This window comes from Citrobacter sp. Cpo032 (genome assembly GCF_030332975.1).
GTDB lineage: Bacteria > Pseudomonadota > Gammaproteobacteria > Enterobacterales > Enterobacteriaceae > Citrobacter > Citrobacter portucalensis.
In genome coordinates this window covers 81,684-104,738 of the sequence record NZ_JAOWGU010000044.1, presented here as the reverse complement: position 1 = coordinate 104,738, position 23,055 = coordinate 81,684, and the positions used below count along the sequence as shown (strand labels likewise).

Annotated in this window: 20 protein-coding genes; 12 read left to right on the top strand and 8 right to left on the bottom strand. The window is 52.0% G+C overall.

What is annotated here, in order from left to right:
* Positions 1-619 precede the first annotated feature (619 nt).
* A complete protein-coding gene (gene yeiP / locus OGY33_RS11685) occupies positions 620-1,192 on the bottom strand; it encodes an elongation factor P-like protein YeiP (protein WP_191238288.1) in 573 nt (190 codons plus the stop codon).
* A gap of 157 nt (positions 1,193-1,349) precedes the next feature.
* On the opposite strand from yeiP, the gene OGY33_RS11680 reads away from it, so the two are divergent.
* On the top strand, positions 1,350-1,604 hold the full coding sequence (locus OGY33_RS11680; RefSeq protein WP_008785278.1) for a YkgJ family cysteine cluster protein: 255 nt from the start codon (positions 1,350-1,352) through the stop codon (positions 1,602-1,604).
* Here the strand turns inward: OGY33_RS11680 and setB are convergent.
* Complete coding sequence (gene setB / locus OGY33_RS11675) at positions 1,601-2,782, bottom strand: sugar efflux transporter SetB (RefSeq protein ID WP_003834548.1); 1,182 nt, start codon at positions 2,780-2,782, stop codon at positions 1,601-1,603. The genes OGY33_RS11680 and setB overlap by 4 nt on opposite strands.
* Positions 2,783-3,150: 368 nt before the next feature.
* Between setB and fruB the strand changes: the two genes are divergently transcribed.
* From fruB to fruA, 3 genes are read left to right on the top strand one after another with little or no spacing between them, the layout of a single operon-like run.
* The gene (fruB, locus tag OGY33_RS11670) at positions 3,151-4,281 is read left to right on the top strand and encodes a fused PTS fructose transporter subunit IIA/HPr protein (RefSeq protein WP_103014199.1); all 1,131 of its coding nucleotides are present in this window, start codon (positions 3,151-3,153) and stop codon (positions 4,279-4,281) included.
* Positions 4,281-5,219 carry a 1-phosphofructokinase gene (gene fruK, locus OGY33_RS11665; RefSeq protein ID WP_003834544.1) on the top strand — a complete coding sequence of 313 codons (939 nt, stop codon included), beginning with the start codon at positions 4,281-4,283 and terminating at the stop codon, positions 5,217-5,219. The genes fruB and fruK overlap by 1 nt, the downstream gene beginning before the upstream one ends.
* Before the next feature lie 16 nt (positions 5,220-5,235).
* Positions 5,236-6,924 carry a PTS fructose transporter subunit IIBC gene (gene fruA / locus OGY33_RS11660; RefSeq protein WP_048215908.1) on the top strand — a complete coding sequence of 563 codons (1,689 nt, stop codon included), beginning with the start codon at positions 5,236-5,238 and terminating at the stop codon, positions 6,922-6,924.
* Between the two features lie 106 nt (positions 6,925-7,030).
* Here fruA and OGY33_RS11655 read toward each other — a convergent pair whose 3' ends face one another.
* Positions 7,031-8,329 (bottom strand): anaerobic C4-dicarboxylate transporter, encoded by a 1,299-nt coding sequence (locus OGY33_RS11655; protein WP_008785273.1) that lies wholly within the window; start codon positions 8,327-8,329, stop codon positions 7,031-7,033.
* A gap of 75 nt (positions 8,330-8,404) precedes the next feature.
* Positions 8,405-9,124 (bottom strand): cysteate racemase, encoded by a 720-nt coding sequence (gene cuyB, locus OGY33_RS11650; RefSeq protein WP_020996671.1) that lies wholly within the window; start codon positions 9,122-9,124, stop codon positions 8,405-8,407.
* 97 nt (positions 9,125-9,221) lie between these two features.
* On the opposite strand from cuyB, the gene OGY33_RS11645 reads away from it, so the two are divergent.
* Both OGY33_RS11645 and hypT read left to right on the top strand, forming a co-directional pair.
* Positions 9,222-9,434 (top strand): hypothetical protein, encoded by a 213-nt coding sequence (locus tag OGY33_RS11645; protein WP_048215909.1) that lies wholly within the window; start codon positions 9,222-9,224, stop codon positions 9,432-9,434.
* 43 nt (positions 9,435-9,477) lie between these two features.
* Positions 9,478-10,389 carry a hypochlorite stress DNA-binding transcriptional regulator HypT gene (gene hypT / locus OGY33_RS11640; RefSeq protein ID WP_020996669.1) on the top strand — a complete coding sequence of 304 codons (912 nt, stop codon included), beginning with the start codon at positions 9,478-9,480 and terminating at the stop codon, positions 10,387-10,389.
* A 32-nt stretch (positions 10,390-10,421) separates the two neighbouring features.
* Here hypT and nfo read toward each other — a convergent pair whose 3' ends face one another.
* Together nfo and OGY33_RS11630 are read right to left on the bottom strand one after the other, a co-directional pair.
* A complete protein-coding gene (gene nfo, locus OGY33_RS11635; RefSeq protein ID WP_191238289.1) occupies positions 10,422-11,279 on the bottom strand; it encodes a deoxyribonuclease IV in 858 nt (285 codons plus the stop codon).
* Between the two features lie 71 nt (positions 11,280-11,350).
* The gene (locus tag OGY33_RS11630) at positions 11,351-12,400 is read right to left on the bottom strand and encodes a YeiH family protein (RefSeq protein ID WP_008785269.1); all 1,050 of its coding nucleotides are present in this window, start codon (positions 12,398-12,400) and stop codon (positions 11,351-11,353) included.
* A gap of 315 nt (positions 12,401-12,715) precedes the next feature.
* Between OGY33_RS11630 and yieE the strand changes: the two genes are divergently transcribed.
* Positions 12,716-13,597 (top strand): DNA-binding transcriptional regulator YeiE, encoded by an 882-nt coding sequence (gene yieE / locus OGY33_RS11625; protein WP_003834519.1) that lies wholly within the window; start codon positions 12,716-12,718, stop codon positions 13,595-13,597.
* Between the two features lie 193 nt (positions 13,598-13,790).
* Positions 13,791-15,260, top strand: a complete 1,470-nt coding sequence (gene lysP / locus OGY33_RS11620) for a lysine-specific permease (protein ID WP_191238290.1) — start codon at positions 13,791-13,793, stop codon at positions 15,258-15,260.
* Between the two features lie 65 nt (positions 15,261-15,325).
* On the opposite strand, the gene OGY33_RS11615 is transcribed toward lysP, so the two are convergent.
* The gene (locus OGY33_RS11615) at positions 15,326-17,311 is read right to left on the bottom strand and encodes a ligand-gated channel protein (protein WP_191238291.1); all 1,986 of its coding nucleotides are present in this window, start codon (positions 17,309-17,311) and stop codon (positions 15,326-15,328) included.
* Positions 17,312-17,590: 279 nt separating this feature from the next.
* Positions 17,591-18,427: an S-formylglutathione hydrolase gene (gene fghA, locus OGY33_RS11610; protein WP_008785267.1), complete on the bottom strand. Its 837-nt coding sequence runs from the start codon at positions 18,425-18,427 to the stop codon at positions 17,591-17,593.
* Between the two features lie 322 nt (positions 18,428-18,749).
* Between fghA and folE the strand changes: the two genes are divergently transcribed.
* The 4 genes from folE (at position 18,750) to mglB (ending at position 23,052) form a co-directional block, all read left to right on the top strand.
* Positions 18,750-19,418 (top strand): GTP cyclohydrolase I FolE, encoded by a 669-nt coding sequence (gene folE / locus OGY33_RS11605; protein WP_003027410.1) that lies wholly within the window; start codon positions 18,750-18,752, stop codon positions 19,416-19,418.
* A 14-nt stretch (positions 19,419-19,432) separates the two neighbouring features.
* A complete protein-coding gene (yeiB, locus tag OGY33_RS11600; RefSeq protein ID WP_191238292.1) occupies positions 19,433-20,590 on the top strand; it encodes a DUF418 domain-containing protein YeiB in 1,158 nt (385 codons plus the stop codon).
* Positions 20,591-20,734: 144 nt separating this feature from the next.
* A complete protein-coding gene (gene galS, locus OGY33_RS11595; protein WP_032943995.1) occupies positions 20,735-21,760 on the top strand; it encodes an HTH-type transcriptional regulator GalS in 1,026 nt (341 codons plus the stop codon).
* Between the two features lie 293 nt (positions 21,761-22,053).
* Positions 22,054-23,052, top strand: a complete 999-nt coding sequence (gene mglB, locus OGY33_RS11590; protein WP_003027399.1) for a galactose/glucose ABC transporter substrate-binding protein MglB — start codon at positions 22,054-22,056, stop codon at positions 23,050-23,052.
* Positions 23,053-23,055 lie beyond the last annotated feature (3 nt).

The window sequence follows — 23,055 nt, the reverse complement described above, 5'->3', positions numbered from 1 at the left end:
AGTCATTTCTCTGAAGCGCAGATACCCGTGAACGTGCAAGGGAGGCTCACCGCCGCCTCCCTTGCAACCCAGGCTCCCGGCGGGAAAATCGTCGCGATGCGATTCATTCGGCTCATGCCGTCTGCCTGTCGGGTCGGGGCCGAGCCTGCGTCCCTGCAGGCCGTCCCCTCTGCCCGCATCCCTGCGGGCAGACCCGGTCAGCCGTCAACGCCTCATCGATTTTCAGCCGGACCGGGGTCATCGCTTCAACTCTCTGATTTCCAGTTAAATCTGTTTTGCTGTTTAAACAAAAAAGTAGATGGTCAGGTGTGGCTGGTCCGGCTGAAAATTGCCGACGTGTTTCCGTAAGGCCGGGAGAACCCGCAGGGATGCGGGTTCAGGGCGCGCTTTGCAGGGACGCTACCTCGCGCCCGGCCCGATAGCCTGAAGGAAAAAGCGGAGGGTATTGCGTAGCAACAATTTTCCCGCCGGGAGCCGGGATTGTTAAGGGTACGGCGATAGTACCCTTAACACGTTCACAGGCAGTATCGTTTCAGAGAAGTGATATCACTAAAGTGAACGGAACATTTTGCCAGAGACAACATGTCATTATCTTTGGTTCACCTGTAACGACAGGAGCTTAATCTGCACGGCCCATATAGCGACGTTCTTCGATATGAATACGGATTTTTTCACTCGCACTCAGATACTCAGGAACCTGGATCACCAGACCAGTGCTCAGGGTAGCTGGCTTGTTGCGCGCACTCGCTGAAGCACCTTTAATACCCGGTGAGGTTTCAACGATTTCCAGGTCTACAGTCTGCGGCAGTTCAAGCGCCAGCAGTTGGCCGTCCCAGGTCAGTACCTGCATATCCGGCATACCGCCTTCCGGCATGAACAGCAGCTCTTCTTCAATCTGGTCTTTGGTGAAGGTATACGGGGTATAGTCTTCTTTATCCATAAAGATGTATTCGTTGCCATCGACGTAGGAAAAATCAACGCCACGACGGCTCAGAGTGACGGTATCCACGATATCGTCGCCTTTGAAGCGCTCTTCAACTTTCAGACCGGTACGCACATCAGAAAAACGCATTTTGTACAGCGTGGCAGCACCACGTGCAGACGGTGATTGAATATCGATATCTTTTACAATCAGCAGTTTGCCGTTGTAGTTCAGTACCATACCTTTTTTAATTTCGTTCGCTCTTGGCATCGAAAAAATCCTGTAGTGAGGAGTGTCTAAAATATCGCGTAAAACTACTCGCGCCGGGGCATTCAGGCAAGCGGAATTCATGCTTTTGCTGGTGCAAAAAAGGTGGTACTGTGCCCTTTCCGCACAATCCGATGGTTTACGATAAAGAGAGTACTATATGGAATGCCGTCCGGATTGTGGTGCATGCTGCACTGCGCCTTCAATCTCCAGTCCCATCCCCGGTATGCCTGATGGCAAGCCCGCTAATACGCCATGCGTTCAGTTGGATGAATCCCTGCGTTGCAAAATTTTTGCGTCGCCGCTACGACCAAAGGTGTGCGGCGGTTTACAGCCTAGTGCGGAAATGTGCGGGCGGACGACGCACCAGGCCATGGTTTATCTCATCGAGCTTGAAGCGCTAACCGCGCCTTAAACGTCCTTGATGCGTGCCAGGCACGCGACGGTGGCGACGATCATCACCAGTGCAAACCAGAACACCGCGTGATAGTTCCAAATTTCAGCGGCAATCCCCGCCAGCGATCCAGCAATAATCCAGCCCACGCGAATGGTATTCGTATAGAGGGTGGTGGCTGAACCCGCCTGTCCCGGCATCAGGTCCTGGAAATAGAGCATACCAATCCCGCCGAGAATACCGATGTAAATCGCGTTCAGCAGCTGTAAGCCAAGCAATATTGCCGGAGAGTGAGCCAGCAGCATACCGGCATAAAAGAAGAATCCGGCAACGACGGCAATTCTCATCAACAGACGTTTACCCAGACGCTTTGCAAAATAGCCAGCAATCAGCATGGTTGGGATTTCCAGTCCGGCTGCGGTGCCCATCATTATGCCCGCCAGTTTTTCCGGCAGATGCAGTTCGTTGATGATAAACAGCGGCATATTAATGATATAGAGACTATTGGTTCCCCACATTAATGTGCAGATAACAAACAGCAGCAACGTGTCGCGTCGATTGCGGCGCGGGGCCTCAACTGCGCCTGTCGCGAGAGGCACGTTTTTACTCATTGAGGGTAAAAACAGCCAGACCATTACGCCGCAGACAACAAACGCCACCGCCGCGCTGAGATACATCACCGTAAAGCTGAATCCCATGGCCAGCGCGTAGGCCAGCGGCGGGCCAATTACCCAGGCTAGCGAAACCTGCGCACGTAATATTGAGCTGAACATGACGGCTTCCCGACCTGTGCGGTCGGCGTGTTCACGGGCGAGAGCAAACATTTGCGGGTTGGCGGTCGATCCAAAGCTGCTGAGGAATACCCCGACAAACAGCAAGATAAAATAATTACGGTTCCAGGCGAACAGCACGCAGGCCAGCATCCCCAGCACGCAGCAAAACACAATCAGGTTCTTGCGATCGCCTTTTCTATCTGAACGTCCGGCCAGAAACTGACTTACCAGAATACCGATCACAGCGCTACCGGTAAAAAAGAACCCGACCATGCCGGGACGGGCGTGGACTTCATCCGTCAGAAAAAGGCTGAGCGTTGGCGTCTGCAACGCACCGGCGATACCCGTCAGAAATGCGACAAGCAGGAACGCCGAAGACGTTAAATCAAACGCCTTGGGTGTGGCGGCTACGGGGGTGTTATGCATGTTTTGATATCAATGATGTGAAGAGACGCGGAGTTTACGCCGCTTGTCAGAAAATAAACAGGGAGCCAAATCAAAATCGGCATCAAAAATCAAAATAGCATTTCAGTCAAAGACTGCTGTTTGCTGACGTTGCTGAATCTGACAAGCTGACGGCGTTTTTGCGTCAGCATTTTTTTCTCCTTCGCAGAGAAAATGTGCGTTATCTCTAAATTCAGCAAGTAATTTGTCAACTTTACTTGTGTGCTGAAGAAAAAAGAGCAAGACTTCTTGAAACGTTTCAGCGTCATCTTGCCTTAACTGATGGAGTCGGGTGACGCCTTTTTTCTCATGTTGGCTGAATCGTTTCAATTCAGCGGGAGAGGAGAATCATGTTCCAGTTATCTGTTCAGGATATTCACCCGGGCGAACAGGCCGGGAATAAAGAAGAGGCTATTCGCCAGGTTGCCGCTGCCTTAGTGCAGGCGGGTAACGTCGCGGAAGGCTACGTCAATGGCATGCTGGCGCGCGAACAACAGACGTCCACGTTCCTCGGCAACGGTATTGCGATTCCTCACGGTACGACGGACACGCGCGATCAGGTACTGAAAACCGGTGTGCAGGTATTTCAGTTTCCGCAAGGCGTGACCTGGGGCGAAGGGCAGGTTGCTTATGTGGCAATCGGCATCGCCGCAAGCTCTGATGAACACCTCGGTTTACTGCGTCAGCTGACACACGTGCTGAGCGATGACTCCGTTGCTGAACAGCTGAAATCTGCGACCACGGCGGAAGAACTGCGTGCGCTGCTGATGGGTGAAAAGCAAAGTGAGCAGCTGAAGCTTGATAACGAAACGCTGTCGCTGGATGTCGTGGCCAACTCGCTGGTGACGCTGCAGGCACTCAACGCGGCACGGCTGAAAGAAGTCGGTGCGGTTGACGCCACCTTTGTGGCCAGAGCAATCAATGAGCAGCCGATGAATCTTGGTCAGGGGATCTGGCTGAATGACTGTGCTGAAGGTAACGTGCGTAGCGCCGTTGCGGTCAGCCGTGCAGCAACAGCGTTCGATGTACAAGGTGAAGTTGCCGCCCTGTTGGTGACCGTCGCCATGAATGACGATCAACCGGTTGCTGTGCTGAAGCGCCTTGGCGATCTGCTGCTGAATAATAAAGCTGACCGTTTGTTGAAAGCTGATGCGGCAACGGTGCTGGCGCTGCTGACCAGCGATGATGCCTTAACTGATGATGTACTGAGCGCCGAATTTATTGTGCGCAATGAGCATGGTTTACATGCCCGCCCGGGCACCATGCTGGTGAATACGATTAAACAATTTAACAGTGAAATTACCGTGACAAATCTTGATGGAACCGGCAAGCCGGCGAATGGACGCAGTCTGATGAAAGTTGTGGCGTTAGGTGTGAAGAAAGGACATCACTTGCGCTTTACTGCACAGGGCGAAGATGCTGAACAGGCGCTGAAGGCGATTGGCGAAGCCATCGCGGCAGGTCTTGGGGAGGGCGCGTAATGAGCAGACGTGTTGCTACTATCACCCTTAACCCGGCCTACGACCTGGTGGGCTTCTGCCCGGAAATTGAACGCGGTGAAGTGAACCTGGTTAAAACCACCGGTCTGCATGCGGCAGGGAAAGGGATCAACGTCGCTAAGGTTTTGAAGGATTTAGGTATTGATGTCACTGTGGGCGGCTTCCTGGGTAAAGACAACCAGGATGGTTTTCAGCAGTTGTTCAGCGAGTTGGGCATTGCCAACCGTTTTCAGGTCGTGCAGGGCCGTACCCGTATTAACGTCAAGCTGACCGAAAAAGACGGTGAAGTATCTGACTTCAACTTCTCCGGCTTTGAAGTCACCCCGGCTGACTGGGAACGCTTTGTGAATGATTCGCTGAGCTGGCTGGGCCAGTTCGACATGGTGTGCGTCAGCGGCAGTTTGCCAACCGGCGTGAGCCCGGAAGCCTTCACCGACTGGATGACGCGCCTGCGTAGTCAGTGTCCTTGCATTATCTTTGATAGTAGTCGTGAAGCGTTGGTAGCAGGTCTGAAAGCGGCACCATGGCTGGTGAAGCCAAACCGTCGCGAACTGGAAATCTGGGCCGGTCGTAAGCTGCCGGAAATGAAAGATGTGATTGAAGCGGCGCATGCGCTGCGTGAACAGGGGATCGCTCATGTGGTGATTTCACTCGGCGCAGAAGGTGCGCTGTGGGTTAACGCCTCAGGTGAGTGGATTGCTAAACCGCCGTCAGTTGAGGTGGTCAGCACCGTCGGCGCGGGTGATTCAATGGTTGGCGGTCTGATTTACGGTCTGCTGATGCGTGAGTCCAGCGAACATACCCTGCGTCTGGCGACGGCTGTTGCCGCCCTGGCGGTAAGCCAAAGTAATGTAGGCATTACCGATCGTCCTCAGTTGGCCGCAATGATGGCGCGTGTCGACTTAAAACCGTTTAACTGACAGCAGGAGAGGCATAATGAAAACGCTGCTGATTATTGACGCTAATCTCGGCCAGGCTCGCGCTTACATGGCGAAAACCCTGCTTGGAGCGGCGGCACAGAAAGCACATCTGGAAATTATTGATAATCCGAATGATGCCGAACTGGCAATTGTTCTGGGCGATACGCTTCCTGCCGACAGTTCGCTGAACGGCAAAAAAGTCTGGCTGGGCGACATTGGTCGTGCGGTTGCGCATCCTGAACTCTTCCTCAGCGAAGCTAAAGGCCATGCAAAACCCTACAGCGCCCCGGTTGCAACAGCACCTGTGGCCAGCAGTGGTCCAAAACGCGTGGTGGCGGTGACGGCGTGTCCGACCGGTGTTGCTCATACGTTTATGGCCGCTGAAGCGATTGAAACTGAAGCGAAAAAACGTGGCTGGTGGGTGAAGGTTGAAACCCGAGGTTCTGTTGGCGCAGGTAATGCCATTACGCCGGAAGAAGTGGCTCAGGCTGATCTGGTGATTGTGGCCGCTGACATTGAAGTTGATCTGGCGAAGTTTGCCGGCAAACCGATGTACCGCACCTCTACCGGTCTTGCGTTGAAGAAAACCAAGCAGGAGCTGGACAAAGCGCTGGAAGAAGCAACACCGTACCAGCCAACCGGTAAAGCGCAGACTTCAGCAACCGAAAGTAAGAAAGAGAGCGCGGGGGCGTATCGTCACCTGCTGACGGGCGTCTCTTACATGCTGCCGATGGTGGTTGCTGGCGGTCTGTGTATTGCACTCTCGTTCGCTTTTGGTATCGAAGCGTTTAAAGAGCAGGGGACGCTGGCGGCGGCGCTGATGCAGATTGGCGGTGGTTCAGCCTTCGCGCTGATGGTGCCGGTACTGGCAGGTTATATCGCGTTTTCCATCGCTGACCGTCCGGGTCTGACGCCGGGTCTTATCGGCGGTATGCTGGCGGTAAGCACCGGTTCCGGCTTTATTGGCGGGATTATTGCTGGTTTCCTTGCCGGTTATGTGGCGAAGCTTATCAGCACGAAGCTGAAACTCCCGCAGAGTATGGAAGCGCTGAAACCGATCCTGATCATTCCGCTGTTCTCAAGCCTGGTGGTTGGTCTGGCCATGATTTACCTGATCGGCAAACCGGTGGCGGGTATTCTGGAAGGTTTGACTCACTGGCTGCAAACCATGGGTACGGCCAATGCGGTGCTGCTTGGCGCGATTCTTGGCGGCATGATGTGTACCGACATGGGTGGTCCGGTTAACAAGGCGGCGTATGCTTTCGGTGTGGGTCTGCTGAGTACGCAAACTTATGCGCCGATGGCGGCCATCATGGCTGCGGGTATGGTACCTCCGCTGGCCCTGGGTCTGGCAACGCTGGTTGCGCGTCGTAAGTTCGACAAAGCGCAGCAGGAAGGCGGCAAAGCTGCCCTGGTACTGGGCCTGTGCTTTATCACCGAAGGGGCAATCCCGTTCGCTGCCCGTGACCCAATGCGCGTTCTGCCTTGCTGTATCGTTGGTGGTGCGATTACCGGGGCTATCTCGATGGCGGTGGGTGCGAAGCTGATGGCGCCACACGGCGGGCTGTTTGTCCTGTTAATCCCAGGCGCAATCACGCCGGTGTTGGGATACCTGCTGGCAATTATTGCTGGTACGTTGGTAGCCGGTCTCTCCTACGCGGTGCTGAAGCGCCCGGAAGCTGAGGTTGTGGCAAAGGCGGCCTGATTTAACGTCAATACCAGGGGCAGAGAATTCTCTGCCCCTTTTTTATGCATTTACCTACACCGTTGCAGCATCGCCACAATAATCCATCCAGCCTTAATAAAACGGGTCAGGCAATCATTGGCGCGATGATAAAACCAAAGGCAACGCCAGCAATGATCCCACCCAGACCTGGCAGCATAAACGGATGGTTTAAGACATACTTGCCCACGCGCGTTGTCCCTGTGGTGTCGAACTCCATTGCCGCCAGCGAAGTCGGGTATGTTGGTAGAACAAACACCCCGGTTACCGCCACATAGGAGGCCAGAATTGCCCATGTAGGCACGCCGAGCGCAACGGCCAGAGGGATGATCAGCGGCGTGGTGGCGCCTTGCGAGTAAAGAAGCGCGCAGGTACCAAACAACACCAGTGCCAACAGCATGGGGTAAGCCCGTAGAATATCGCCTGCGATATCTTTAATCTCCGCTAAGTGGGCATCAATAAAGGTCGTTCCCAGTGTAACAATCCCGAGAATGACCGCCAGTGAACTCATCCCCGATCGAAACGTGGATGTCAGGACAATAGCATCGGTTGATGTTTTGCATAACACCACCATCAGGCAAGCGGCAGCCAGCATACAGATAATGATGATATCCCGGGTATTCATTGGGTTGCCTGCATCGAATCCAGGGCGTAGCTGCGGGCAGGCGGCAAGAATAACGATGACGACCGTTGCCAGCATAAACAGGGCGACTGAGAGTTTGGCACCTGGCGTAGTGCTGTTTTGCCCTTCATATTTACGCACTAATCCTTTTTGCAGGCGTTCCAGATAGACTTCATCATCCTGTAGCTCGCATCCCTGACGTGAGGCGATAAAAGCGGCAACCATCGCGGCGACAAAAGAAGCTGGCAGACATACAGCCATGACCTGAATAAAAGTGATACCGTTGCCTTCCATAATGGTCAGCATAGCCGCCATTGCGGCACTGATCGGCGAACCGGATATCGCCACCTGGGAAGCGACTACGGATCCGGCGAGCGTACGAGAAGGGCGGATACCGGACTCTTTGGCGACTTCGGCAATCACTGGCAGGGTAGAAAATACAATGAACCCTGTTCCGGCCATAATGGTCATCGACCAGGTGATAATCGGTGCAATAATATTGATATATTTAGGGTTACGCCGCATGAAATTACCGGCAACGCGAACCAGATAATCCATACCTCCTGCGGCCTGTAGCGCCGATGCTGCCACGACAACTGTCATAATAATGAGGATAACGTCAACGGGTGGCGAGCCAATTTGCAGATCAAATCCCAACGTTAAAATAGCCAGCCCCAGACCACCGCATAAACCGATACCTATTCCGCCGAGGCGGATACCAAAAAATATTGCACCCAACACGACGATAATTTCTAACCAAACCATAATGGCCTCCGCCAGAGAATAATTTGTTATTAAAATAAGTTGTTGTTTAATGCTTTATTAATCTGGTGACGGCTGTTATTGCGCCAGAAGATGATGTTTGCCAACTCGTTTTTCGTACCATTTAATACCGGCGCGAACTAATGATCCGGTTGAGTCAATATATTTATCTGGAGACTTTCTGACTGCGTCGGCAAGAATGACGGGGACTTCAGTACATCCCAGTACAATGATTTGTGCGCCGCGTGAGAAGAGCACTTCAGCCTGTTCATTCATCAGCGTTTGTGCCCGCTTAAGGTCGCCGGCTTTTAAGCAATAAATACTTTCCATGACCTTTTCCTGACCGGATGAATCAGGACTGATGCAGGTTAAACCAAGAGATTCTATGCCTTTTTGGTAGAGTCCCATGTAAAGGGTGGCGTTAGTAGCAAGTAAACCGATACGTGATTTTCCGCAGTTTTTGACCTCATTCATGGTTGTTTCAACGATACTGAGTAACTCTGTATGACAGCACTCTTTTAATTCATTAAACCAAAAGTGGGCGGTATTACAGGGGATCACAATACACTCCGCACCAGCATCTTCCAGTTTGTGCATATAATCACGCATTGCCGGAAGTGGAGAATGACCATGATGCATTAACGCATCAGTTCGGTCTGGAATATCAGGGATGGATGAAATAATTAATGGGATATGTTCCTGATCGCGTTGCGCTGCGGTAAAGGTGACGAATTTATTAAAAAGATCGACGGTTGCAGCAGGCCCCATACCACCAAGTACGCCAATTAAACCTTTCACGATATATACCTCTAATTTACCGATATTTAATATTCAGAGCTGGTGTCTATCTGGTGCTTATGTTTAACAGCAGAGTGTCGTGAGGAGAAATGCAATAATGTTTGGTTCAATGCAAAAAACGCATGAGCGTGATGTCTTTTACCACCTCGGCAGGCCGGTAATCAGCCAGAGGCCCGTCATTCAGCGGTGGATGAGCGGTCGTGGTCGATGGGTAAAGAAACATGTTAATGTCAAAAACGAAGGTATTATGCAAAAAACGAATCACCAGATGCTGATGTTGAATATCATCTCCGGGAATATTCAGGCATGATGCTTAAGACTAATCGACATATTTAAACATCCGCGTGACAGGCATGAAAAATATCGAGACAAAATGGTTATATGATTTTCTGACGCTGGAAGCGTGTCGTCATTTTTCTCAGGCCGCAGAGGAGCGCAACCTATCCCAACCGGCATTTAGTCGGCGGATCAAGGCGCTAGAATCCGCTGTTGGGGTGCTGCTGTTTGACCGTACGACAAGTCCACTGCAGCTGACGGAGGAGGGTAAGTTATTTCATTCGCAGACCCGTAGCCTGCTACAACAGCTGGAATGCAATTTAGATGAGCTAAGTGGTCACAACCTGCTTGGCGTTCCCAATATCAAAATAGCGGCGGCACATTCTCTGTCGCTGACGATGTTGCCCAGATTAGTACATTCAATGTCGGCATGGGGCGAAGAATTTGTTTACCACGTCGAAGCGATTGATGTAGTCCAGGCGGTGAATACGCTGCGCGAGGGGAAAAGTGATTTTATTATCTCCTTTCGCGATGAAGACTTAATGCAGTCGCCTTTCTGCGGCTTGAAGGTTTTTGAGTCTGAGCTGTATCCCGTCTGTGCTGCGGATGCACAGGGTAAGGCGTTGTTTGATATCTATCAGCCGCAGGTGCCGATTCTGAACTATACCAGCACTTCCTACATGGGAAGATTGGTTAACCGTCACCTGGCGGAGGTGGGCAGTATTTCAGCGCGTACGCTGTTTATGTCTTCGATGAGTGAGCTATTGAAGAATATGGCATTGGATGGTCATGGTATCGCCTGGCTGCCAGCGTGGACGATCGTGAACGAACTACGGGATAAGCGCCTGGTTTGTCTGGACACGCCGGAGTTGATGGTGCCAATTCAGGCCTATATTTACCGAATGGATACCCGTTTGAATAAAACGGCAGAGCATTTCTGGCGGATTTTGTACAACCATATGCCAGAGGATCTGGTTACGCTCACTTGATACGCGCCAGCTTGTCTGGCGCGCGGAGATCGTTATGCCACTGCTTTTTCTGTTTGCTGGGCTTTCAGCCAGGCGATCTCTTCGGCCCATATATCCGGATTAATGGTTTCCAGTACCAGCGGAATACCGTCAAAACGATTATCCTGCATAATCCAACGGAAGGCATCATGGCCAATATTACCTTCACCCAGGCTGTGATGACGGTCAACGCGACTGCCAAACGCGCTCTTGGCGTCGTTCAGGTGCATACCGCGTAAATACTTGAAACCGACAATGCGTTCAAATTCCGCAAACGTCTTTTCGCACTCTTCTGCGGAACGCAAATCGTAACCCGCCGCGAAAGCGTGGCAAGTATCAATACAAACGCCAACACGGGACTTATCTTCGACGCCGTCGATAATGGCGGCCAGGTGCTCAAACTTGAATCCCAGATTACTACCTTGTCCGGCGGTATTTTCGATAACTGCCGTAACGCCCTGGGTCTGAGCGAGGACGATGTTGATGGATTCGGCAATGCGCGCCAGACATTCATCTTCCGGGATCTGCATCAAATGGCTGCCCGGGTGAAAGTTCAGCAGGGATAAGCCAAGCAGTTCACAGCGTTGCATTTCATCAAGAAACGCATCACGCGATTTTTCCAGCGCTTCGCTGACCGGGTGACCGAGGTTAATCAGGTAACTATCGTGAGGCAGGATCTGGGCGGAAGTATAGTGGTACTTCTCGCAGGCGGATTTGAAATCATCAATGATTTCGGTGGTTAGCGGCGCAGCACGCCACTGGCGTTGATTCTTGGTGAACAGGGCGAATGCGGTCGCTTCGATTTCTGCGGCTCGAATAGCGGCGTTAGCCAGACCGCCAGCGGCGCTTACGTGCGCTCCGATATATTTCATAAATTTAACCCGCCATACTCAAATACAAAAAGGGAGAGTATAGCGGGTTAATGGAGGTGAGTCGTGATCGTTTATGCCATCAGGGCGTGGACAGCGACGTTAATCGCACCACCACCGACAATCAGCCAGACAAACAGCAGCAGGGCCATCAGTAACGGTTTGGCACCGGCTTTTTTCAGTGCGCTAACGTGAGTGGTTAACCCCAGTGCAGCCATTGCCATTGCCAGCAAAATGGTATCCAGCGTTACCAGCATGTTCACAACCGACTGCGGCAGCAGGTGGAACGAGTTAAAAATCGCGACCACAATGAACAGGATGGCAAACCATGGAATAGTGATTTTGCTTTTCTCACCGCCCGTAGCCGGAGACAACTGTTTAACGCGTGCGGCCAGGAGGATGAGGAACGGTGCCAGCATCATGACACGCAGCATTTTGGCAATAACCGCGGCGTTTTCTGCATCCGGGTTAATGGCGTGCCCGGCAGCCACTACCTGTGCTACTTCATGCATGGTGGAACCAATGTAAATGCCGTAGGTTTCTGGGCTAAACCAGTGTGCCAGCAGCGGATACATTGCCGGATACAGGAAGATAGCGATGGTACCGAAGATCACCACGGTGGCGACAGCGACGGTTACCTTACTGGCTTCCGCTTTCACTACCGGCTCGGTTGCCAGCACGGCGGCGGCCCCACAAATGCTGCTCCCCGCACCAATCAGCCAACTGGTGTGGCGGTCCAGACCAAACACTTTCTGCCCCAGGAAGCAGGCAATCAAAAAGGTACTGCTCAGCGTTAACACATCAATCACGATACCGCTGACGCCGACGTCAGCAATTTGCGCGAAGGTGAGGCGGAAGCCGTAGAGGATGATCCCCAAACGTAATAAATGTTGTTTAGCAAACAGCACGCCGCCGTCACAGCTTTTCCAGATGTGCGGATAGACGGTGTTGCCGAGGACCATCCCCAACAAGATTGCTAAGGTGAGGGCGCTGAACCCGGCACCTGCGACGGCGGGAATAGATCCACCCCATAAGGCGACCCCAGTGATAACTGCACTCAGGGCAAGCCCCGGAATAAAATGCCACGCTGTACGACGATGAGTCTGCAAGGTGAGTTCTGTCATATCCTTCTCCTTTATCTGGGTAAAAGAGTACGGCGAAGTGGTTTAAAAATAAAATTGATTATATATTTATAATTAATCTATATAAGTGGTATACCCGTCATACTTCAAGTTGCATGTGCGTTGGCTGCGCTCGTTCACCCCAGTCACGTACTTAAGTACGCTCCCGGGGATTAATGAGGGACATCCATGTCCCTCACCAGAGGCCAGCCTTTGGCTGGTCAAATTCGTTCCTGACGAATTTGTCTCTCTCTTGCCGCCTTCCTGCAACTCGAATTATTTAGGGTATAAGTAACGGATATCCGGTGGAAAACGACTATGCATATCACCTTGCGACAACTTGAAGTGTTTGCTGAGGTACTAAAAAGCGGTTCAACGACCCAGGCGTCTGTCATGCTGGCATTGTCGCAATCGGCGGTGAGTGCGGCACTTACCGATCTGGAAGGGCAACTCGGCGTGCAACTGTTTGACCGCGTCGGCAAACGGCTAGTGGTCAATGAGCACGGGCGTTTGCTCTACCCACGAGCGTTGGCGTTACTTGAGCAAACGACCGAAATCGAGCAGCTTTTTCGCGAAGATAATGGTGCCATTCGGGTCTATGCCAGTAGCACCATTGGTAACTATATCTTGCCTGCTATGATCGCCCGCTATCGGCAGGATTTTCCTGATTTGCCGCTCGAGCTGAGCGTGGGTAACAGTCAGGATGTGATCAATGCTGTGCTTGATTTTCGGGTAGACATTGGGCTGATCGAAGGGCCGTGTCACAGTACTGAAATTATCTCTGAACCGTGGCTGGAAGACGAGCTGGTGGTGTTTGCCGCACCGTCGTCACCGCTCACAAAGGGGCCTGTTACGCTGGAACAGCTGGCGGCTTCGCCGTGGATCCTGCGTGAGCGAGGATCCGGTACGCGTGAACTGGTGGATTACCTGCTGTTGTCTCATCTGCCGAGATTTCAGATGGCAATGGAGTTGGGTAACTCAGAGGCCATTAAGCATGCGGTACGCCATGGTCTCGGGATCAGCTGCTTGTCGCGTCGGGTCATTGCGGAGCAGCTGCAGGCGGGAACGCTGAGCGAAGTTCCCGTGCCGCTGCCGCGTTTAGTCCGTACTCTCTGGCGCGTGCATCACAGGCAAAAACACATCTCCAATGCCATTACGCGTTTTTTACATTACAGCGATCAGGTCGAGCTGGGCGAATAGGGCGCTTACTGTCGTAAGGTCATCTCTGTAGAACGGCGGTTATATCTTAACCGCTGTGCGCCGCATATTTTCTGCTTTACTTATAATCCGCGGCCAGTCATGAAGGTCTCTTATAACAGCGTATTTGTGCCGGAAGAATGCCATTTCGTCTGCTACAATCGCGCCTCATTTTTTGGATGGATAGCATTTTCACATGGTTTCCGAAACTAAAACCACAGAAGCGCCCACGCTACGTCGTGAACTGAAGGCGCGTCACCTGACGATGATTGCCATTGGAGGCTCCATCGGTACAGGTCTTTTCGTTGCATCTGGTGCAACTATTTCTGCAGCGGGTCCAGGCGGCGCGTTGTTCTCTTATATTCTGATCGGTCTGATGGTGTACTTCCTGATGACCAGCCTCGGTGAACTGGCTGCCTATATGCCGGTTTCCGGCTCGTTTTCCACCTACGGTCAGAACTACGTAGAAGAGGGCTTTGGCTTCGCGCTGGGCTGGAACTACTGGTACAACTGGGCGGTAACGATTGCCGTTGACCTGGTGGCCGCACAGCTGGTGATGAGCTGGTGGTTCCCGGGCACGCCGGGCTGGATCTGGAGTGCGCTGTTCCTCGGCGTTATCTTCCTGCTGAACTACATTTCCGTTCGCGGATTTGGTGAAGCGGAATATTGGTTCTCGCTGATCAAAGTTACCACCGTCATTATCTTCATCGTGGTCGGTGTGATGATGATTTTCGGTATCTTCAAAGGCGCTCAGCCGGTGGGCTGGAGCAACTGGACGACCGGTGATGCACCGTTTGCCGGTGGTTTTGCTGCGATGATTGGCGTGGCGATGATAGTCGGCTTCTCCTTCCAGGGGACAGAGCTTATCGGTATCGCAGCTGGCGAATCTGAAGATCCTGAAAAGAACATTCCACGTGCGGTACGTCAGGTATTCTGGCGAATCCTGCTGTTCTATGTGTTCGCGATTTTGATTATCAGCCTGATCATTCCGTACACCGATCCAAGCCTGCTGCGTAACGATGTAAAAGACATCAGCGTTAGCCCGTTCACGCTGGTATTCCAGCATGCGGGTCTGCTGTCTGCGGCAGCGGTGATGAACGCAGTTATCCTGACGGCGGTGCTGTCGGCAGGTAACTCCGGGATGTACGCCTCCACGCGTATGCTTTATACCCTAGCATGTGACGGTAAAGCACCGCGTATTTTCGGTAAACTGTCTCGTGGCGGCGTACCGCGTAACGCGCTGTATGCGACCACCGTGGTGGCGGGGCTGTGCTTCCTGACTTCAATGTTTGGCAACCAGACCGTGTATCTGTGGCTGCTGAATACTTCCGGGATGACGGGCTTTATCGCCTGGCTGGGGATTGCTATTAGCCACTATCGCTTCCGTCGCGGTTATGTGCTGCAGGGTCACGATGTGAAGGACCTGCCGTACCGTTCTGGCTTCTTCCCGCTGGGTCCGATCTTCGCCTTTGTGCTGTGCCTGATTATCACCCTGGGTCAGAACTATGAAGCGTTCCTGAAAGACAGCATTGACTGGGGCGGCGTGATGGCTACCTATATCGGTATCCCGCTGTTCCTGATTATCTGGTTTGGCTATAAGCTGACCAAAGGAACCCGTTTTGTTCGCTACAGCGAAATGAAATTCCCGGGTCGCGTGAAGAAGTAACAGTATAAAAAAGCATAACAAAAACCCCGGCATGATGAGTACCGGGGTTTTTTATTGCGTCAGACTTAGAAGCTGTAAGTCATGCCAACCGTGTAACGACGTCCATCAAGAACGGTGTCGTAGGTATCGTAATCGATTTGTTTATCCAGCACGTTATACACGCCAGCGGTCATCAACAGATCCTTGGTAGCATAGTAACGTAAACCAACGTCGACCTGAGTATAGGACGGGGTGCCCTGTGCCATTGAGGTACGGCTCAGGTATTCAGACGTTTTCCCGCGCAGATTCAGACGGCTCCAGAAACCGAGATCCTGCGTAGCCTGCCAGTCCAGCGTCGTGTTAAACATATGCTTCGGCATTTTGTTCAACGGCTGGCCAGAGAACTGACCGCTTTTCTGCTCAGATTCCGTGTAGGTGTAGTTCGCGGTCCAGTTGACGTCGGAGGTTATTTTCCAGCCGAAGGTGGATTCTACGCCGCGCATATTGGCTTTATCGACGTTAACGCGATCGCTGACGAAGTCATAAGTCGTATTGCCGATGGTGCAGGCCGGATCGGAACTGCTGTTACAACGGCGAACTTCGGTGATTTTGTTTTTAAAGTCGGTATTGAACAACGTAACGCCTGCGTTAAGGTCGTTGCCGTTATCCCACAGTAAACCGATCTCTTCGCTGAGGCTTTTCTCCGGCTTCAGATCCGGGTTGCCGACAATGATTCCGTTCAGACGGCCGCCGCCGGTAACCTGTCCCCAGCTGGCAGAGGACTGGCGCAGATCCGGTGCGCGATAGCCCGCGGAAACGCCACCTTTTAAGGTCCACTGATCGCTCAGATGCCATACGCCATAGCCGCGTGGCGTCCAGTTGTCACCGTAGTTTTCATCCTTATCCATACGCAGACCGCCGGTCAGCGTGAAGGTATCGGTTACGGCCCATTCATCTTCAGCAAACAGCGCCCAGCTCCAGCGAGTTAGTTTGTTAAGCCCATCAGCCGCTTGCAGCTGGTTACCGTTATCGCGCAGTTTTTCATAACGGTATTGCCCGCCTAGCGTCAGGGTGTGTGCCCCAAGGAAGAGCTGGTTCTGGTTATTGAAAATCGTGTTGTAAGACTTCATCTGGCGACCAGGGTTGTCGGTCTCTTCCTGCTGGACATAACTGGTGGAGTTGAAGTCGTCGTAATAACCGCTGTGGGTTATTGAGTACGTGGTGTGCACATACTTGTTTTCGCTTTTACTGTTGGGCTTACAGCTTCCGTTACGGCAGTTTTCCTCTGCCATGGATTTGCCTGGCGTACTGTCGCGATCCTGCAATTCACGTGCGTAATCGAAATCGATGTCGTTTTTATCATCTGGCGTAAAGTTCAGGGTTAATCCCCCGCTACGCATACGCTGTTCATTGTAGCCATTTACGATTTCATCTTCCGCGCGGTGGGAGAATAATCCGGTCACCTTCGCGCCAAGTAATCCGTCAATCAGTGGTCCAGACGCATAGGCGTTGGTCTGGTAAATATCACCGGAGTCTCTGTCTTCCTGGAAAGTGGCATCGCCGTGCAAAGAGCCGGTCCAGGCTTTAGTATTCGACACTTTTTTGGTGATGACGTTAATGACACCGCCCATCGCATCGGAGCCGTAAAGGGACGACATCGGGCCTCGGATTACCTCGATACGCTCGATGGATTCCAGCGGCGGCAGCCAACCTTGCTCAATACCTGAGTTGTCGCTGTTAGGACGTGTGCCGCGGGTGCTGATGCGTTTACCGTTGACCAGGAAGAGAGTGTATTGCGAAGCCATACCGCGAATACTGATATCGCTGCTGCTTCCCCCGCCAGTGACGACGACGCCAGGGACATCTTTTAGCGCATCGGTGACATCTCGATAGGCTTTGTCCTCAATCTGCTGCTTGGTAATAACAGATATTGAAGCCGGGGCATCCTGAATTTTCTGCTCGAAACCGGTAGCGGTAACGACCACGGTGTCTTGTTCAGCGGCATGGCCGAGTGATGGGAGGCAGGCGACGCATACTGCGGCAGCTACAGCCTTAACGTGAGGTATAGTCATTTGTATCATTCCATTTAAATGAATCAAACTGCGCGTCATGTGAAAGGCCATGACAATTGTATGTATTTGTCTTTTAAGGACTCTTTTCAGTAAAGAAGCGGGGGGATTGTACAAAAGTATGAATATTTGTAAACACAAATGATAATAGAAATCATTTGTGTTTGATATGTTTTGGAGTGAAATGCTTTTTTAATCAATAAGATAGTGGGGGAAGAAAAAAGGAGAAAAAGTGAAGGAATGATGGAGAAATGAAGAGGGCTTCCGCCCTCAACTCAGGAACTACTTCAGCAAATACTGGGCGTGGAAGCGCAGGTGATCCTCAATAAACGACGCAATAAAGTAATAGCTGTGGTCGTAACCAGGCTGGATGCGTAGCGTCATTGGCCATGCGGTCTGACGGGCAGTTTCGGCCAGTACCGCGGGCTGCAACTGATCGGCAAGAAACTGATCGCTGTCTCCCTGATCGATTAACGTCGGAATCGCGTCTGCGGGCTTGCTGGCCAGCATTAACGCGCAGCTATCCCACTCTGCCCACTGTGTTTTATCTTCGCCCAGATAAGCGCTAAAAGCCTTCTCACCCCACGGAACGCGACAAGGGTTTACGATCGGCGCAAAGGCGGAAACGCTGGTGTATCTCCCGGGATTTTTCAGCGCCATAATCAATGCGCCGTGGCCGCCCATGGAGTGTCCGCTGATGGCGCAGCGATCGCTGACGTTAAACTGCGACTGAATCAGTGCCGGAAGCTCATCACGCAAATAGTCATACATACGAAAATGCGTTGCCCACGGCTGCTGGGTGGCATTGAGGTAAAATCCGGCCCCTTGACCTAAATCGTAGCCATCATCGTTGGCAACCTGCTCGCCGCGCGGGCTGGTGTCCGGCATCACGAGAACAATACCCAGCTCAGCTGCAATGCGCTGCGCGCCTGCTTTGGTAGTGAAGTTTTCATCATTACAGGTCAGGCCCGACAGCCAGTACAGCACCGGAGGTGCGGCGTTATCACGGGGTGGTGGAAGAAAAATACTGAAGGTCATGGCGCAATTTAACGTGGCGGAGTCGTGACGCCAGCGTTGCTGCCAGCCTTCAAAACAGCGGTGCTCTTCAAGCATTTCCATGCGTGGCTCCTTGTTGTGTTGAACCTGAATGTGTTTGCGAACTCATCATAATACAGATTATTCATAGCACTGTGAGTAACTTTCACTTCCGCATTGAGCAAACATACTTCATCATCTATATAACTTTACATTAACACTCGACGTCACCGGGCTGAACAACAAGTGAAATCAGCAACGCTGAAAGGCTGTGCCAATTTCAATAATTATCACGGTGAATACTGGATTATGTGCGCCGCCTCACGCACAATGTTCTGGCTGTGACACAGCCTAAAAACTTTGCCCCATGCAGGGCAGAGGCGCCCCACCTGCAGGAGAAGAAGAAATGTCATCACTCAGTAAAGAAGCGGCACTGGTTCATGAAGCGCTGGTTGCGCGTGGTCTCGAAACCCCGCTGCGCCCGCCCGTGCAAGAGATGGATAACGAAACACGCAAACGTCTTATCTCTGGCCATATGACCGAGATTATGCAATTGCTCAATCTCGATTTGAGCGATGACAGTCTGATGGAAACTCCGCATCGCATTGCGAAAATGTATGTCGATGAGATTTTCTCCGGCCTCGATTACGCCAACTTCCCGAAAATCACCGTCATTGAAAACAAAATGAAGGTGGACGAGATGGTCACGGTTCGCGATATCACGCTGACCAGCACCTGCGAACACCACTTTGTCACTATCGATGGCAAAGCGACGGTGGCGTATATTCCGAAAGATTCGGTCATTGGTCTGTCGAAGATTAACCGCATTGTGCAGTTCTTTGCGCAGCGTCCGCAGGTACAGGAACGTCTGACCCAGCAAATTCTCACCGCGCTGCAAACGCTGCTCGGGACGAATAATGTGGCGGTATCGATTGATGCGGTGCATTACTGTGTGAAAGCGCGCGGCATTCGCGATGCGACCAGTGCGACCACCACCACTTCTCTTGGCGGATTGTTTAAGTCCAGCCAGAACACGCGTCAGGAATTTCTGCGCGCAGTACGTCATCACAACTGATTAGGACAGGAACCATGGAGCGTAATGTCACGCTGGATTTTATTCGTGGCGTTGCCATTCTTGGTATCCTGCTTCTCAATATTAGCGCCTTTGGCTTGCCGAAGGCGGCATATCTCAACCCCGCCTGGTATGGCGACATTACCTTATCTGACGCCTGGACCTGGGCGCTGCTCGATCTCTTCGCGCAGGTAAAATTCCTCACGCTGTTTGCTCTGCTGTTTGGTGCTGGTCTGCAAATGCTGCTCCCGCGTGGTAAACGCTGGATACAGTCGCGGCTTACGTTGCTGGTGCTGTTGGGATTTATTCACGGTTTACTCTTCTGGGATGGCGATATCCTGCTGGCATATGGCTTGATCGGCCTGATTTGCTGGCGGCTGATCCGGGATGCGCCGTCGGTGAAAAGCTTGTTTAACACCGGCGTGGTGCTTTATTTGGCGGGCGTTGGTGTATTGCTGCTGTTGGGTATGATCTCCGGGAGCGAAACCAGCCGGGCCTGGACGCCGGATGCTTCAGCGCTGCTGTATGAAAAATACTGGAAAGTGAACGGCGGAATGGAAGCAATCAGCAATCGCGTGGATATGATGTCCAATAGCTTGCTGGCGTTAGGCGCGCAATATGGCTGGCAACTGGCGGGGATGATGCTGCTCGGCGCGGCATTAATGCGTAGCGGCTGGCTAAAAGGGCAGTACAGTTTGCAGCATTATCGACGCACTGGCGTTCTGCTGGTTATTATCGGCATGGCGATTAACCTGCCTGCTATCATCGCTCAGTGGCATCTGGACTGGGCCTACCGCTGGTGTGCCTTCCTGTTACAAGCCCCGCGAGAGCTGGGGGCACCTTTGCAAACCATTGGTTATGCTGCGCTGATGTTTGGTTTCTGGCCACAGCTTAGTCGCTTCAAATGGGTCATAGCTATCGCCTGTGTGGGGCGCATGGCATTAACCAACTATCTGTTACAAACCTTAATCTGCACCACGTTGTTTTATCAGGCCGGTTTATTTATGAAATTTGACCGGCTGGAGCTGCTGTTTTTCGTCATCCCTGTCTGGGCGATTAACTTACTTTTCTCTGTCATATGGCTGCGTTTCTACTGGCAGGGCCCGGTGGAATGGCTGTGGCGTCAATTAACCCTGCGTGCTGCGGGGACATCATTACCGCGAACATCCAGATAACGATCTGGATCACATTCATTAACAAAATGGATGTAAGCGCTTTCATTCCTGTGACATCACTCACGCAGTCCGTTTCATTGTGCTGACAAAATACCCAGCCTGGGGTGTCTGCGGGCAGCCGCAATCTAAAACAGGGCAGTGAATATGGTAACCATTCGTGATGTGGCACGGCAGTCTGGCGTTTCTGTAGCGACCGTTTCCCGCGTACTGAACAACAGTGCGCTGGTGAGTCCCGATACGCGTGAAGCGGTAATGAAAGCAGTCACTCAGCTTGGCTATCGACCTAATGCCAACGCACAAGCACTGGCGACGCAGGTAAGCGACACGATTGGTGTTGTCGTCATGGATGTATCAGATGCGTTTTTTGGCGCGCTGGTAAAAGCCGTGGATATGGTTGCCCAGCAGCATCAGAAGTATGTCCTGATTGGCAACAGCTACCATGAGGCGGAAAAAGAACGTCATGCCATTGAGGTGTTGATTCGCCAACGCTGTAACGCGCTGATTGTACACTCTAAAGCGCTGAGCGATCGGGAACTGGCCGAGTTTATGGATCAAATCCCCGGCATGGTACTGATCAACCGCCTTGTTCCTGGCTACGCCCACCGTTGCGTCTGCCTGGATAACATCAGCGGTGCCAAAATGGCTACCCGAATGCTGCTAAATAATGGTCATCAACGCATCGGTTATCTGGCATCAAGCCACCGCATTGAAGATGACGCCATGCGCAAAGAAGGGTGGTTAACTGCTCTGAAAGAGCAGGGGATTGTTGCGGCAGAAAGCTGGGTCGGCACCGGTTCGCCCGATATGCAGGGCGGAGAGTCCGCGATGGTGGAACTGCTGGGGCGTAACTTACAACTGACGGCGGTCTTCGCTTATAACGACAATATGGCAGCCGGTGCGCTGACCGCGCTAAAAGATAACGGCATCGCTATTCCATTACACCTTTCTATCATTGGCTTCGATGATATTCCCATCGCGCGTTACACCGATCCGCAGCTAACCACTGTGCGCTATCCCATTGCTTCAATGGCAAAAATGGCGACGGAGCTTGCGCTACAGGGGGCGGCTGGCACGTTGGATCCGCAGGCGTCGCATTGTTTTATGCCAACGCTGGTGCGTCGCCATTCAGTAGCGCTGCGGCAGAATGCGGCACCGATCACTAACTCATAACGTTGCGCGATGTAACCGCTTTCAATATGTGAGTAAATTCACAGTATATTAACAATGCGATAGCTATGATGACACTGTTTGTTGCGCTGTAACTACTATGTAACGGTGAATAATCACTTTCATCGAGGTATAGGTGCCTTAAACAAAAATTAAAGCCTGTTTTTGGAGCGTTGCCAGACACGGAAGAAATATTTTTTAAAAGTGAGCTTCGGCGTTCAGTAACACTTCAGTAACGTTCTGCCTGCCGAGCATTTATCTCAAGTACTACCCTGCATAATAAAACCGGAGATACCATGAATAAGAAGGTGTTGACCCTGTCTGCTGTAATGGCAAGCATGTTATTCGGCGCGGCTGCGCACGCTGCTGATACCCGCATTGGTGTGACTATCTATAAGTATGACGATAACTTTATGTCTGTAGTACGTAAGGCTATTGAAAAAGATGCCAAAGCGGCACCAGATGTACAGCTGCTGATGAACGACTCGCAGAACGACCAGTCCAAACAAAACGATCAGATCGACGTGCTGCTGGCAAAAGGCGTTAAAGCACTGGCGATTAACCTGGTTGACCCGGCAGCTGCTGGCACGGTCATTGAAAAAGCACGCGGACAGAACGTACCGATCGTATTCTTCAACAAAGAACCTTCTCGTAAAGCGCTGGACAGCTATGACAAAGCGTATTACGTCGGTACCGACTCTAAAGAGTCCGGCATTATTCAGGGTGATTTGATTGCCAAACACTGGGCAGCTAACCCGAACTGGGATCTGAACAAAGACGGCAAAATTCAGTTTGTTCTGCTGAAAGGCGAACCGGGACACCCGGATGCTGAAGCACGTACCACTTACGTGATTAAAGAGCTGAACGACAAAGGCATTAAAACTGAGCAGCTGCAGTTAGATACTGCAATGTGGGATACCGCTCAGGCGAAAGATAAGATGGATGCGTGGATGTCTGGTCCAAACGCGAACAAAATTGAAGTGGTTATCGCTAACAACGATGCGATGGCAATGGGTGCAGTTGAAGCGCTGAAAGCGCACAACAAAACCAGCGTACCAGTATTTGGTGTGGATGCGCTGCCAGAAGCGCTGGCTCTGGTGAAATCTGGCGCAATGGCCGGTACCGTCCTGAACGATGCCAACAACCAGGCGAAAGCCACCTTCGATCTGGCGAAAAACCTGGCTGACGGCAAAGGTGCGGCAGATGGCACTAACTGGAAAATTGAGAACAAGATTGTTCGCGTTCCGTACGTAGGTGTCGATAAAGATAATCTGGCAGAGTTCACCAACAAATAAATA

Excerpts from the sequence above, each read along its gene's own strand:
- yieE (WP_003834519.1), top strand. The coding sequence starts at position 12,716 with ATGCATATCACCTTGCGACAACTTGAAGTGTTTGCTGAGGTACTAAAA.
- fruK (WP_003834544.1), top strand. The coding sequence starts at position 4,281 with ATGAGCAGACGTGTTGCTACTATCACCCTTAACCCGGCCTACGACCTG.
- fghA (WP_008785267.1), bottom strand. The coding sequence starts at position 18,427 with ATGGAAATGCTTGAAGAGCACCGCTGTTTTGAAGGCTGGCAGCAACGC.
- OGY33_RS11680 (WP_008785278.1), top strand. The coding sequence starts at position 1,350 with ATGGAATGCCGTCCGGATTGTGGTGCATGCTGCACTGCGCCTTCAATC.
- fruB (WP_103014199.1), top strand. The coding sequence starts at position 3,151 with ATGTTCCAGTTATCTGTTCAGGATATTCACCCGGGCGAACAGGCCGGG.
- OGY33_RS11615 (WP_191238291.1), bottom strand. The coding sequence starts at position 17,311 with ATGACTATACCTCACGTTAAGGCTGTAGCTGCCGCAGTATGCGTCGCC.
- galS (WP_032943995.1), top strand. The coding sequence starts at position 20,735 with ATGGTAACCATTCGTGATGTGGCACGGCAGTCTGGCGTTTCTGTAGCG.
- yeiP (WP_191238288.1), bottom strand. The coding sequence starts at position 1,192 with ATGCCAAGAGCGAACGAAATTAAAAAAGGTATGGTACTGAACTACAAC.
- OGY33_RS11630 (WP_008785269.1), bottom strand. The coding sequence starts at position 12,400 with ATGACAGAACTCACCTTGCAGACTCATCGTCGTACAGCGTGGCATTTT.
- mglB (WP_003027399.1), top strand. The coding sequence starts at position 22,054 with ATGAATAAGAAGGTGTTGACCCTGTCTGCTGTAATGGCAAGCATGTTA.
- OGY33_RS11645 (WP_048215909.1), top strand. The coding sequence starts at position 9,222 with ATGTTTGGTTCAATGCAAAAAACGCATGAGCGTGATGTCTTTTACCAC.
- nfo (WP_191238289.1), bottom strand. The coding sequence starts at position 11,279 with ATGAAATATATCGGAGCGCACGTAAGCGCCGCTGGCGGTCTGGCTAAC.
- fruA (WP_048215908.1), top strand. The coding sequence starts at position 5,236 with ATGAAAACGCTGCTGATTATTGACGCTAATCTCGGCCAGGCTCGCGCT.
- lysP (WP_191238290.1), top strand. The coding sequence starts at position 13,791 with ATGGTTTCCGAAACTAAAACCACAGAAGCGCCCACGCTACGTCGTGAA.
- yeiB (WP_191238292.1), top strand. The coding sequence starts at position 19,433 with ATGGAGCGTAATGTCACGCTGGATTTTATTCGTGGCGTTGCCATTCTT.
- OGY33_RS11655 (WP_008785273.1), bottom strand. The coding sequence starts at position 8,329 with ATGGTTTGGTTAGAAATTATCGTCGTGTTGGGTGCAATATTTTTTGGT.
- hypT (WP_020996669.1), top strand. The coding sequence starts at position 9,478 with ATGAAAAATATCGAGACAAAATGGTTATATGATTTTCTGACGCTGGAA.
- folE (WP_003027410.1), top strand. The coding sequence starts at position 18,750 with ATGTCATCACTCAGTAAAGAAGCGGCACTGGTTCATGAAGCGCTGGTT.
- setB (WP_003834548.1), bottom strand. The coding sequence starts at position 2,782 with ATGCATAACACCCCCGTAGCCGCCACACCCAAGGCGTTTGATTTAACG.